This window comes from Chryseobacterium indologenes, from assembly GCF_018362995.1.
Lineage (GTDB): Bacteria > Bacteroidota > Bacteroidia > Flavobacteriales > Weeksellaceae > Chryseobacterium > Chryseobacterium indologenes_G.
This window is the reverse complement of record NZ_CP074372.1, coordinates 2,999,203-3,012,907: the sequence shown is the minus strand read 5'-3', so window position 1 is coordinate 3,012,907 and position 13,705 is coordinate 2,999,203. Positions and strand designations below refer to the sequence as shown.

Annotated in this window: 6 protein-coding genes; 4 read left to right on the top strand and 2 right to left on the bottom strand. The window is 36.5% G+C overall.

The features are described 5' to 3' along the window. Together DYR29_RS13565 and DYR29_RS13560 are read right to left on the bottom strand one after the other, a co-directional pair. Nucleotides 1-915, bottom strand: a complete 915-nt coding sequence (locus DYR29_RS13565; protein ID WP_047424827.1) for a hypothetical protein — start codon at nucleotides 913-915, stop codon at nucleotides 1-3. A gap of 42 nt (nucleotides 916-957) precedes the next feature. Then, entirely contained in the window at nucleotides 958-4,611 is a 3,654-nt protein-coding gene (locus DYR29_RS13560; RefSeq protein WP_213277295.1) for an MMPL family transporter, read from the bottom strand. A 193-nt stretch (nucleotides 4,612-4,804) separates the two neighbouring features. Here DYR29_RS13560 and DYR29_RS13555 point away from each other — a divergent pair, with 193 nt between their 5' ends. The 4 genes from DYR29_RS13555 (at nucleotide 4,805) to topA (ending at nucleotide 13,430) form a co-directional block, all read left to right on the top strand. Beyond that, nucleotides 4,805-5,812 carry a hypothetical protein gene (locus DYR29_RS13555; protein WP_213277294.1) on the top strand — a complete coding sequence of 336 codons (1,008 nt, stop codon included), beginning with the start codon at nucleotides 4,805-4,807 and terminating at the stop codon, nucleotides 5,810-5,812. Nucleotide 5,813: 1 nt separating this feature from the next. Then, complete coding sequence (locus tag DYR29_RS13550; RefSeq protein ID WP_249413501.1) at nucleotides 5,814-6,953, top strand: EpsG family protein; 1,140 nt, start codon at nucleotides 5,814-5,816, stop codon at nucleotides 6,951-6,953. A gap of 203 nt (nucleotides 6,954-7,156) precedes the next feature. Further along, nucleotides 7,157-10,576 carry a T9SS type A sorting domain-containing protein gene (locus tag DYR29_RS13545; protein WP_213277293.1) on the top strand — a complete coding sequence of 1,140 codons (3,420 nt, stop codon included), beginning with the start codon at nucleotides 7,157-7,159 and terminating at the stop codon, nucleotides 10,574-10,576. A gap of 277 nt (nucleotides 10,577-10,853) precedes the next feature. Beyond that, nucleotides 10,854-13,430, top strand: coding sequence for a type I DNA topoisomerase (gene topA / locus DYR29_RS13540; protein ID WP_213277292.1), 2,577 nt, complete (start codon nucleotides 10,854-10,856; stop codon nucleotides 13,428-13,430). Nucleotides 13,431-13,705: the final 275 nt, after the last annotated feature.

The window sequence follows — 13,705 nt, the reverse complement described above, 5'->3', positions numbered from 1 at the left end:
CTATTTTAAATTAATTCCTTGTAAATATCTTTTTTGTTTTTGTCTTTTAAACCAAAATATAGGGGTTGTAAGCAGGTGTAAAACCAAAACGACAGGTGAGATAATCCATATCGCTGCCATCAAATATACCTTAAAGAATTTTATCAGCAATGGGCGTTTCTCTTTTTTCTTTATAATCAGATTAGACCATACAGTGAAAATTTTATTTCCTACCTTTTCCACGCGTACTAAAAACGCACGGATTTCAATGGCTCCGTTTTTCACAAGATCCGGCTGTAAATTATTAAGGTCATTATTATTAAAATGTCTTTCAATAATCTCGCCATACTTTACCGAGCCTGTAATTTCTTCATCAGAAACCCCCGCAGCGGGAAGCATTCCGGATTTTTCTTTCTGTCCTGTTGTAAGCCATCGAAGGATAGTTAATACACTCGTATAATTGTCATGTCTGTCTACCAGTGCAATATTCCCTACAAGTTTAGCTTGTAAATCTCTTAAGTATACCTTTAATTTCTCCTGCGAGAGCATCCACATATTTCTGGTTCCGGAAATAGTGACTACAGGTGTATCTTTAAGAATACGTTCTGCATAACCACTCTTTAAAAATGAAATGATAGGAATGGATGGTGTGAGATACCATACCTGATACCCGAAAAGAATAAGGTCATACTTTTTGTTCAGAATTTCTTCCGAAGGAGGCAGAATTTCTTTTGGAATCTGTAAATAAGACTCTGGAAAGGTATTGAAAAAAACATCTCCTGGCCAGGGAAAAGGAAAATCTTCCTTTAGCTGAATATTATAATAAGTTACATCGTATTTTTCCTTCTGAGCTTCAAAAGGTTTTGCAATGTTCCTCACAATATCTTCGAGTTGTCCGGTTTGTGAATAATATATGACAAGTATATTTTTCTTCATTAGTTTTCTTTAGCGTTTACAAAAGTATGTTTTTCATATTTATTATTTAGTTTTAAATACTTTTAATGATTCAGAACTAAATTCTAGTATATAATTTTCATTTTCAAACGAAGCATTCTTTGTATTGACAAAAATAATGGTGTCAGGAAGATCCTGAATCTCATTAAGGTTGAAATCATCATGCGAGATCAAAAGAACATCAATCTTTTTATTCACCTCCGAAAGGTCTTTTATATACTGTATTTTTCTTCTTTTTACCAGGTAGCTGTGCGCGGCTATTGCTCTTTTTTCATCACTTTTTATCAGAGAAAAAATTCTTCGGCTGGCCTGATATAAAGTCAATAATGCATCTTTTTGTCCGAAGTCATCCGCCATGTGAAGGATGTTGGCTTCATTGGAAATATGCTTATTCAGTTCGAAATATACTGATTTTTTGGTGTTGAAGTCTTCTTTTACTTCATTTACTACTTCACTGTCTTTATAAAGATAGCTCAGGAATAATTTATTTTTAAAATAATTTTCATCCTCGATTTCTTCTCTCAGTTTTGCAAACTCTTCCCTGAAATAAGCGTTGATCTTCTTTGTTCTTTCAGAATAGTTTTTTCCGAAACTCATATCGTCTTTGCTGATTCTGCTGCCTACTTTTACAGTAATGCTTCCGTTATAGATAATAAAATCTCCTTTTGGTAATACTTCAGAATTGCCATGAATGTAAAGCGGAAGGATATCCAGTTCAAACTGCTCAGCAAGATAAAATGCACCCTTATGGAATCTTTTGACATCATTGGTATATGAACGCTCTGCTTCAGGGAAAACAACAAGAGAATATCCCTGTGCGATTTTTTCCTTCAGCTTATCCATTCCATTCTCAATTCCCTGGGAAACCGGATAGAAGCCCAGTGCCTTTACCAGTTTTCCGAAAACAGGAGAATCGTATACCCAGTCATTCACCAGATAGATGATTTTATGAGTAGCCATGGCAATCGCCAGAGTATCTAAGAAAGAAGTATGGTTGGCAATAATAACGGCCGGCTTGCTGAAGTCTTCAGCGGTGTTTTTAATGACTCTTTTCTTTACAAAAGGTGTTATATAAAGTACCGATGTTAAAAATTTAGCCAGAATCAGTTTGATGATGTCTAGTGTTTTTCCTTTCGCGTTTTTAATAAATAAACTTCCGAAAGCTGAAAATATTAATCCACCCAATCCGTAGTATAAAAACGAAAACACGGCCCTTAAAAATAACCTGAGGGTAATGGGTGATAAACCTTTTTTTGCCCGGTTGATAATGAATAATCTGAACCAGAAAGGATATAAGGTAGAAGTGATGATGATCACGGAGAACATTCCGATCAGGGCTACTAATGCTAAAGAATGCAGCGCAGGATGCTTGGCAAAGATCAGTGAGCCAATGGAAAGAATGGTGGTGAAAACCGCAAGAATGATGGATGTTCTGTAGGTTGGCAATTCATTTTTTCCTGTTGTGTGCTCTTTTTGCATAGCCTGTGTCAGGAAGATACTGAAATCATCCCCCACTCCAAAGACCAGTGTACATACTACAGTACTGAAAATATTGAGCTCTAATCCTAGGAAATAAAGTATCCCCGCTGTTACAATTCCCGTTAAAACAATCGGGAACATGGTAAGAATGGTGAGTTCAAGATTTCTGAAGAACACAATTATGGTAAGAATAATTGCTAAAAGAGAATAATTGATCAGCGTATTGAAATCTCTTTTCAGCAAGCCGAGGAAATTTTCGTTCATCTGCTGGCGATCAATCGCAAGAGCATCATGTTTCTTTTCAATATCTTTAATAAAAGCATCTCTTTTGTTTTCGTCCACTTTTACCACATTGGAAACGGTGTAAAAACCATTTTCACTGCTCATGAACTCTGAGATCTGAAGAGCCTTTATCTTTTCATAGTCTTTCAGGCTTAATGAAGTATAGTTTTTATGCAAAGCTTCATTGAAGGTATCAAAGGCTGAACCGTTGAATCCAAATTTATTCCCGTTACTGATCAGCTCAGAAATAGTCTGATTCTTTTTAGAGTCATTCCAGAAGCTGTTCCATTTCTCAATCTTTTTTTGCTGGTCTTTTTCCGAAAGAACAATGCTTCCGATAGAATTGTAACTTAATATTTTACCCTCTTTTTTCTCTTTTTCAAGGAAGCTGCTTAACTCAGAATTTCGGGTTAATGCCTGCTCTTCAGAATTTCCATAAGAGATGGTGTAAATAGATTTTGAAGTAATATCAGAAAGCTTTTGCAGTTTGGCTTCACTTATTTTCAGATCTTTTGGAATATAATTAAGGTCGCCAATATCTTCATTAAAACCTACATGTCGGAATCCGAACAAGCAGGCAAGAATGATGACAGAGCATCCTATAATCAAAGGCTTGTTTTTCTCATAAGGGTAAGATCCTATTTTGTCGATGAAATTCGTGTTGAGGTGTTCTCCTTTTTCTTTTGGTTTATACAGCTGAGGAACAATAATCAATGCTGAAACTGAGGAGAGAATAACGGTGATAGCAGCAAAAAGTCCCAGGTCTTTCAATGCCTCAGAACGCACGAAAACCAGACACAGGAATGAAACGGCTGTCGTTGCACTGCTCAATATAATAGGCTGGGTGATTTCCTTATAAAGCTCTTCAATATTATTGTTGTGCTTATAATGAGTAAGAATATGGAGGGCATAATCTATCGTAATCCCAATCAGAATAGCGCCCACACTTAATGAGATTGCTGAAATTTTATCTTTAATAAAATAAAGGACCAATAAGGCAAGAAGTACAGAGAATACTGTTGGTAAAAAGACAATGATGGGAGTAAAAAAATTCCTGAAATAATAGATCAGAAGGATCAAAAGAACCGTCATAGAGATTACTACCGTATTCTGAATGTCTTTTTTGATCTGTTTGGCATTGGCTACGGCAATCACCGGAGAACCAAAATAACTGATTTCTGTTTTTCCTTTGAACTGTTTGTTAATGCCGTCTTTTATTGAATTGAGCTGGTCTACAAAAACTTCATTGGCTTTCGTGTCATTGCTTTTATTTTTAGGATCAATAAAAAGTAACAGGTTTTTTCCGTCTTTGGTTACAATATAGCTGTCTTCAAGCTTGAAATCCTTGCTGATATTTAACGCGTTTAATTTTTTAATCCCTAAAAAAGTAAGTCCCAAGGGGTCTTTTTTTATAAATTCTTTTGTCACAAGACTTGTGGGAGAAACCAGCGAAATGTAATTATTCTCTACCTGCTTGGCAATGCTGTCTTTCTGAAGTTTGCGGTCTATTTCCCTGTAATCATTTTCATTAAGGAATAATGGTAAGTTTTGACTGACGAAATCAAATGTTTCCGAAATCTCATTATCATTCACTTTGCCCTGAACAGAACCTATATATTTTTGTAAAGGCTCTATTTTCTGTAAAAAAGTATCTGCCGTTTCGGAAAGCTGGAAGCTGTCTTCACCGGATTTATTCTCTATAATAACGATGATCTTATCCGAAAAATTAAGCTGCTTAAGAACCTTGGCTGTAAGATCAGATTTTTCATTTTTAGGAATGATCTGGTTGATATCTTCCTCAAAATTGATTTTTGATGCAAAAAACAGGCAAAAAACAGCAATTCCTAAGGCTGTAAGTACAGATAGGATTTTATTTCTGGAAATCAGATAATATAAAAATATAAAAAAACGATGCATTGCATGTAAATCAAGTCTGCAAATTTAATTTTTTAAGCATTAGTTCAAAATAGTTGGAGAGAAGTTTTGACTGAAAATCAATAAAATATTCTAGGAAGAATGAAAAAATATTCTACTTTTGCAAAAGTTCCCCTTTAGAAAAATGTATTTTAAATCACAATTATTATTAAAAAAATAAGAATCTGTTTTAGATATGTTGAAAAGAAATGATGAAAAAATAAACGGATTTCTATTTGTAATAGTACTTCCGCTTCTGCTGTTTGCCATGTCTTATTATGGATTTGAATCTTCCTATACAAGACTGAAAACATCAGAAACAACTCCCGACTTCTTATTTTCCTCGGTATACGCCTACAGGGTAATTCCCAATTACCTGAGTGTGCAGATGACAGATCTGATGTATAACCTGATCAATGGTCCTCTTTCTTTCTTCAAAGATTTTCTGACAAAAAACGGAACACCTTTTTATCATGGACTTTTCCTGATGAATAGTGTGTTTTTCATTGGATGCTCCCTGATCTTAGATGCTGTATTTAAACTGAAGTCTATAGGTCTTCTGCTTAATCTTAATGTAAGAAGAATTATTCATCTTTTATCTGTTTTTTTTATCGTAATTACTCAGTATGCACCGACAAATTGTGATACCATTGCACTTTTCTGCTATCTGGCTGGTGTGTTTTTAACCCTGAAATATTTAGATACAAGAAAAAATGTATTCTTTTTTGCTCTCATTGGTCTTATCGTGATCTCTACCTTGGTAAGAGAGACCGCCTGTCTGAATATTGCTTTTTTTGCTGCCGTATTTTTCAATATTGACGAATTGAAAAAAGGGAATTATCAGGTGATATGGAAAATAATACCGCTGGTTGTTGCTTTTCTTGTTCCTTATCTGGGATTAAGAGCTTTTCTTGTTCAGGATGAAACAACGTTTGTAGAAGGTTTTTATATCAACAGGAACTTTTCCAGTCCTTTCAATCTTGCGGGATTGATCTTTGCCATCATTGTGATTTACTTTATATACAGGCTTTGTATTGACGAAGAAAACAGGTCTGTTTTTGGGAAATATTTTTTCTTTTCAATTCCTTACCTTATCATGATCACTTTAGTAGGATTGTTTTGGGAGGTGAGACTTTTTCTGCCATTAATTCTAACGGGAATTATCACAGCATATCATCAGTTTAAAAAAACATCAGAGATTTAGCATGAGTTTATTACACCCATATTATATTATTGCAATCCTCTATATGCTGTTCTTCAGTATTCAGGAGGTCTATGGAAAGAAGGTTGATAAAAAATGGTTCTGGTTCCTTGCTGTGTATTTCATTATTATTGTCGGGCTTAGAAATGAGGTAGGTCCTGACTACGGAAGTTACAAAGGAATTTATATTTACTCTGACACCAAAAGCTATTACAGTATATTTATGAAGATGCTCCATATGGAAGGATCTGAAAACCTGGATGTAGAATGGCTTTACACGCTGATTAATAAAATACTCCTCAATTTTTTTAACGCACCTTTTTATATGTTGACTCTGGTCATTGCTATTTTTGCGATGATCTTTAAAGTAGAATATACAGAAGACAATACGTTTTATCCATTTACTTTTACCCTTTTTATGTTTATTCCCAACTTTTTTATCGGAGAAAGTGGGCAGATCAGACAAAACCTGGGCACCTTTATCGTTTACTTTGCGATACGGTATATCAAAGAACGGAAATTCTGGCATTATTTATTTTTTATATTCATAGGATCGGGTATACACAGTGTATGTTATTTATTCCTGCCTATGTATTGGCTGGCTCGTGTCCCACTGAACAAAACGGTGATGCTGATTATGATCATAGGCTCTGTATTTCTATCTCCGTTTGAAATATACAGGAGTTTTGGCGGTTTCCTGGATGGGATGGCATCAAACAGTTCGCTTGTAGAAGGTTTCAACGGATATATGGATGAAACAGTACAGCGATTAAATGGTGGCATCGGGATCCCGGAGGTGATGATGGCGATTCTGACCTTCTTCCTTTTTGTCTTTGATACTAAGATGAAAGAGCTTTACCCTTATTATGAATACCATAGAAACTATGCTGTGATTGGGATTTGTATGTACTTTATCTTTAGAAATAACCCTATTTTCTCATCGAGGCTTGCAGGAGCGTTCATCGGGTTCTCATATATAATTATTCCGAATGCCATGTATGTTGTTTCAGCGAGGACCAAGAACATGATTTATGCATTTATTATTTCACTCGTTGTCTTCAATTTTGTCGTCTTCTCACTCTTTAATAATATTAAAGCGGGGCGATTTTCGATAGACCGTTATCAAAACCACATTCTTCCATAATATTTATAAGATGAAAATATAAAGACAGCTTTTTAGCTGTCTTTTTTTGTAAAAAGGTTGTTCATGTTTGTACCGTTTATTAGTTTTGTTTTGAATTATTAATATCATAATTCGAATATGTTATTAATATTTATAAAATAAATCTCTTTTTGTTGAAATAGGCTTAAAAATTGTATTTGGATAATGACACTAAATTATAAGGTATGAAAAGGTTAGCTGGAAAATTAGCGGCAGTCTTCTGTCTGATACCATTCAGTATTTGTTTGAAAGGTAATATCAGAGGAAGTCTTTCTTTGGGTGAGCATATAAGAGCAATATCAGTTGCTAAAAATGTGGACTCACTGGTCAGGCCGGCGTACGAATTGAAAAAAAAATTTCTTCCGGATTGGAAAAAAGCACCCAATAGCTACATCTTTGACCCCGGTCAGAATAGTGAAGGCTTGCTGGTTCCGGTAAAGAAAGCATATGCGATGTGGGAAGGAGGCGGATATCTCAACGGAAATGGGATTCCGGCAGGAACAGTAACTGCAGATGTACTTTGGGAAGATGCTCATGGTCTCATAAAATCCGGAGTAAATTATGCTCTCGAAATAATAGGGACAGGTCAGGATGCTAAGATCAAAGTTCCTATTAACAAAACAAAAGAAGGAAATGCAGTGGTTGCCTTTAAAGTAAATGGTGAAATCTATTGGAGCTGGCATATTTGGGTTACTGACGATCCTACAAATGGAGCAACCTACCGAAGTTTCAATCCTGTTAAAAGAATGAAATCAGACGGAACAACCGAAGTGATTCCAGATACAGATTGGAAATGGATGGACAGGAATCTGGGCGCACTTACAAGTTCTATCACCGCATCAGACTGGAACAAAAGTATAGGACTTCTTTATCAGTGGGGAAGAAAAGATCCAATTCCGCCATTGGTTACCAGAGGAAATGATTTCTATGAGGCTTCAGGATCTATAGGAAGAGTCAGACATAGAGGAGCAAAAAATATGACCAATGCTGTGAGTATTGATGATCTTAGAAAATTTGTCTTACTTTCCGGGGCAGAGGTAACCAATAACTTAAGGCTTTCTGTGAAGAATCCGCTGAGTCTTATCTATGTCAATAAGGAAGATAATTCCGGCCAGGCTTATTACAATAATAATGTCAATCTGCCTGTCAATTGGTTTGGGAAATCTACAACCTTGCCTACTAACCGGCTTTCAGAGCTTAATCTTTGGTCTGATAATGCACAGGGAAAAATAGAAGCTGTTTACAATACCGATGACAAAGCAAAACCTTATCGGGATAAATCTTCATATGACCCATGTCCCAACGGATGGCGTATACCCTCTATGCTGGTAGCAAATCTGGCCTCCGGATCTTATGTGGATGATATCAGAATAGACTTTTCACCTTTCGGCGTAAAAACCAATATGGCGAAAAATGTTTTTGAAACCAATAAATACCATATTGTAAAACCTACCAATGCGGGAATTCCTGCATTCATGACAGGGTTTAAGGTGTATCCTAATCTTGGTTTTGATCTTTCTGCAGTTGGAGGATACAATATGGGAATCTTTCCAGGAAATGGCCAGCTTATCAGAGGGGCTCATGCGGGACAGTATAGTGATCAGCATCATATTGCATTGTGGACGGCTACCATGGCACGGCAGTTTGATGCTTCTCCCGCTGTTACCGTTAGAGGACTTTCTATGATTCCGGATAAAACGCAGCCTGATATTCCGGACGCCAATTATCCCAATGTCAAAGGGCGTTATTATTACTTTCCTATGTCGGTAATGTATACCTCAGATGCCAACGGATGCAGATGTATAAAAGATCCTTTATATCTTGTCAATGATTATGATTTTCCTACAGAATATCTGCCTGCAGCCACAGAATATAAAGATGGAATCGACAACCCCAATACTTACCAGATTGTTAAAAGCGGAACCGCTGCCGTCATTGAAATACCAGTAAGTAAGGCATTTTCAGTACAAAGTCAATTGTTGAATAATGCAGAAATACTAAACTCTTCTAATTTTAATAATTTAAAAGGAAATGTTCTCTGGACTACGAATACCGGTCTTATCAGTAAAATTTCAATAGTCAATCCGTCACCTTCGTCACTGCAGGATCTTACTAATTCAAAAATAGCTGTAGAAATAGCTCCTAATCAGAGCGGAAATGCTGTGGTAACCCTACATAACGGTAGTATATCAGCTGCGGTGTATTGGAGCTGGCATATCTGGGTTACAGATTCTCCTGTACAATCTTACACTTATACTACAGAATCTCCGGAAGTCGTGACAAATTATGTAAATTATGTGAATAAAGCAGATGTGATATTGCAGACTACTTTTATGGATCGTAACCTTGGGGCAACAGATGCTTTTCCTAACGTTGCGAATCCTCTCGCACCCACCGCCGAAGAGCTGATGAAGATCCGGGCTTCTACGGGATTACATTATCAATGGGGAAGAAAAGATCCTATTCCTGCTTTCCAAAATGCAGATGACAGAAGTTTCTACAATATTTCTTTAGGAACTGCTGCTGCCAATGGAACTGTTTCCTACGCCGCACTTACTCCGGCTGATTATAACAATCTTTCCGGTAGTTATATTGTTCCTTACAATACCTATGCTGCTGCATCAAACGTACAGATTACAGACAAGCCGGTAGATAAGATTTCCAAGATACTGTCTTATTCCGTTAAAAATCCTTTGGTATATATGATTCCGAGTACGTTTGCTCCTTATAACAGCACAACTCCTAACTATACCAACGGAACAGACTGGCTGGCAACGGAACCAAATCTGGCGCCTGACAGATGGGGAAGAGGAGGAGAGAAATCTCCTTTCGATCCTTGCCCGGCAGGCTGGCGAATTCCCGATCTGATGAATGTTGCTTTGGTTTCAGGAAGTGATTTCGGGCAGACTCCATGGTATAAAAAAGATAAAAATATAGCCACATCATATACTATAGCAAATGATTACTTAGGAACCAGAGTGAGAAATTCAACCAACGCCACCGTAGGATATATGTTTAATAATCCTGCATATCCTTTAGGAAACTACCCTGATTCCGGATCAAGAGGTTTCAGAAGTGTGATTGCCAATCAGGCGGCTCAGGGAACTTTTAATATCCTTAATTTTCAATACCCGGCGGTGTGGACGTCAGCTTTAAATTCAAATTATTTGGGAAGACCGGTTAATGTCCTTTTTGATGCTGCTTCTACTACCAACAGGATGATAGCTTTTCATGATAACAATGATCCGTATTTTGGTACGGGATGCCGATGTGTGAAAATAGAATATGATGCAAATGGTAATGAAGAAGGACCTGCCTCAAGAACCATAGTAATTCCTGGCGGCTCAACATTAAGTACGGCTAATGCAGCACTTAAAATGACTGATAATAAGATTTCTTTATACCCAAGTCCGGTTTCTAATATTCTCTATATCAAGGCTACGGAGAATAAAGAATATCGTTACCAGATTTTTAATGCTTTAGGGCAGCTTGTGAAATCCGGACAGTTTATAAATAATCAGACAGATGTGTCATCCTTAAATGCAGGAGTGTATCTGCTAAGGATAAATAATTCGGAAGCAGTTGTCAAAATTTTAAAACGATAAATTCCGAAGAGGAAGATTTAAAAAGCAGAATGAGGTTTCTTGTTCTGCTTTTTTATATATAAGCATATCTCTTACGTCTATGATGGCTGATGAAAAATTCTATATCATAAAATGTGGATAACTATATAACGCTCTAAAACCTATACTACAAAGGACTTGATTCTTTAAAAAATGGTTGCTGAAAAGGGGTATAAACCAGCTGAATTGTTAAATTAAACCCGTTTTACAAAAAGTATATAATAAAAAAGCTTTACTTTTGCAAAAATTTTTAGTTAGAATGTCGAAAAATTTAGTAATCGTAGAGTCCCCGGCAAAAGCAAAAACTATTCAGAAATATTTAGGAAAGGATTTTGAAGTGAAATCTAGTTTCGGGCATATCCGGGACCTTCCTAAAAAAGGAATGGGGATAGACCTTACTACATTCAGTCCTGATTACGAAGTTTCCGCAGAAAAGAAGAAATTGGTAACCGAATTAAAGGCTGCAGTAAAGAAAGCCGATATGGTATGGCTCGCTTCCGATGAGGACCGCGAAGGGGAGGCTATTGCATGGCACCTGGCGGATGAACTGAAGCTGAAGCCTGAAAACAGAAAAAGAATTGTTTTCCATGAGATTACCAAAAACGCCATTCTAAAAGCAATTGACAATCCTAGAGATATAGATCAGAACTTAGTAAATGCCCAGCAGGCAAGAAGAGTGCTGGACAGAATTGTTGGTTTTGAAATGTCACCCGTTTTATGGAAGAAAGTAAAACCGGGATTATCTGCCGGAAGAGTACAATCTGTGGCAGTACGATTAATTGTTGAAAGAGAAAAGGAGATTCGTGAGTTTAAACCAAAAGCAAGCTTTAAACTTGATGGAATCTTTTTAAATAAAACAGAGCAGGAAATAGCTGCCAAACTTAAAAAAGACTTCGAAAAAGAAGAAGAAGCAGAAAAATTCCTTGAGCAGGCAAAAACTACAGAATTTAAAGTTCTGAATGTTGAAACCAAGCCGGGTACACGTTCCGCTTCAGCTCCATTTACCACTTCCACACTACAGCAGGAAGCTTCCTCAAGACTTGGATATAATGTAACCAATACTATGCGTCTGGCACAAAGACTGTATGAAGAAGGATACATTACCTATATGAGAACAGACTCCGTAAACCTTTCTCAGGAAGCGATTGAAGGAGCTAAAAAACAAATTACATCAGAATACGGAGCAGAATATTCTTCTCCAAGAAATTATACTACAAAATCAGCTTCAGCACAGGAAGCCCACGAAGCGATCCGTCCTACGGATTTTGGAGTGAAAAGCATAGGAGATGCACAGCTGAATAAGTTATACCAATTAATATACAGAAGAACACTTGCTTCTCAGATGGCTAATGCCAAAATTGAAAAGACGGTGATCGAAATCGGGAATGCATCATTACCCCATCATTTTGAGGCTCAGGGAGAAGTAATCATATTTGACGGTTTCCTGAAAGCTTATGGTATTGTGAAGACAGAAGATGAAGATGAGGAGAACAATGATAAACTACTTCCAAAAGTAACTGTAGGAGAGATACTGAACTATAAAACCATTACCGCTACTGAAAAATTCACGAGACCAAGTGCAAGATATACAGAAGCCGGATTGGTGAGAAAGCTTGAAGAATTAGGGATTGGTAGACCATCTACTTATGCTCCGACGATTCAAACGATTCAAAACAGAGAATATGTGGATAAGAGAGAGATTGAACCGCATACCCGTGAAGTGATCAAAATGTCTTTAACAAAAGATAAGATCAAAAAAGTAGTTCTTGAAGAGAAATTCGGAGGCGATAAAAATAAATTCATTCCTACAGATATAGGTGAAGTGGTAAATGATTTCCTGACGGATAACTTCAGAGAAATCCTTGACTACGGTTTCACAGCAAGAGTAGAAGAAAGTTTTGACGAAATTGCAAGTGGTGATCAGAAATGGAAGGAGATGATGACGAATTTCTACTCAAAATTCCACCCGAGAATTGAAGATGTAGAAGAAAATGCTGACCGTGCAACTGGAGACAGACTATTAGGGGTAGATCCAAAAACAGGTAAAAATGTTCATGCAAGAATCGGAAGATTTGGAGCGATGATCCAGATTGGAGAAACTGATGATGAAGAAAAACCAATTTTTGCTTCCTTAATGACGGGTCAGAATATTGCAACCATTACTTTTGAAGAGGCATTGGAGCTATTCAAATTACCTTTCGATTTAAATGAAGTTGATGGACAGTCCGTTTCTGTAGGAGTTGGTAGATTTGGACCTTATGTAAAATGGGGAGAAACTTATATCAGCATTCCGAAAGGAGAAGACCCTCTTTCTGTAGATCAGAAACGTGCGGAGGAAATTATCAACGAAAAGAAAATTGCTGATGCTCCTATCGCAACTTATAAAGGAGAGCCCGTTACTAAAGGAACAGGAAGATTCGGACCATTTATCAAATACAAAGCTATTTTCGTAAATGTTCCAAAGAAATATGACTTTGAAAATCTTTCTCAGAGTGATATCAATGAATTAATTGATGCGAAGCTTGAAAAAGAAGCCAACCGATATATCCAGCAGTGGGAAAAAGAAAAAATTTCCATTGAAAACGGAAGGTGGGGACCTTTCATCAAATTCGGAAAAGCAATGTTCAAAATTCCGAAGAAAGCAGACGATACAAAATACGAAGCTGATGAATTGAAAGAACTTTCTTTAGATGAGGTTAAGAAATGGATTACAGATCAGGATCCCAAAGCTTTTGCAGAAAAGAAAAAACCTGCCGCTAAAAAAGCAGCCACAACTAAAAAAGCTACTACAACAGCGAAAAAGCCTGCGGCTAAGAAACCGGCAGCTAAAAAATAAATATTTTTTAATAAAATAGGAAAGCACAGATTTAGGTCTGTGCTTTTTTTATTTGTCATGACACAGGTTTTATGGATTTTGATTTTCATTGAAAATCATTAAAAAAAATAAAACTGGATAGAATAATATGTTAAATAAATTTCCCTATATCGAGAAATAACTTTGCGAATGACCATGATTACTTAGCTCTAAGTACAAATACGCAAATGGAAAATTCAGTAATAAGACTATGATATTCAGTGTTTTAATTCTTTAGTTTTACATCGTAATATTAC

What these genes read in the sequence shown, in the direction of transcription:
- DYR29_RS13565 (WP_047424827.1), bottom strand. Translation starts at nt 915, where the DNA reads ATGAAGAAAAATATACTTGTCATATATTATTCACAAACCGGACAACTC.
- DYR29_RS13550 (WP_249413501.1), top strand. Translation starts at nt 5,814, where the DNA reads ATGAGTTTATTACACCCATATTATATTATTGCAATCCTCTATATGCTG.
- DYR29_RS13545 (WP_213277293.1), top strand. Translation starts at nt 7,157, where the DNA reads ATGAAAAGGTTAGCTGGAAAATTAGCGGCAGTCTTCTGTCTGATACCA.
- topA (WP_213277292.1), top strand. Translation starts at nt 10,854, where the DNA reads ATGTCGAAAAATTTAGTAATCGTAGAGTCCCCGGCAAAAGCAAAAACT.
- DYR29_RS13560 (WP_213277295.1), bottom strand. Translation starts at nt 4,611, where the DNA reads ATGCATCGTTTTTTTATATTTTTATATTATCTGATTTCCAGAAATAAA.
- DYR29_RS13555 (WP_213277294.1), top strand. Translation starts at nt 4,805, where the DNA reads ATGTTGAAAAGAAATGATGAAAAAATAAACGGATTTCTATTTGTAATA.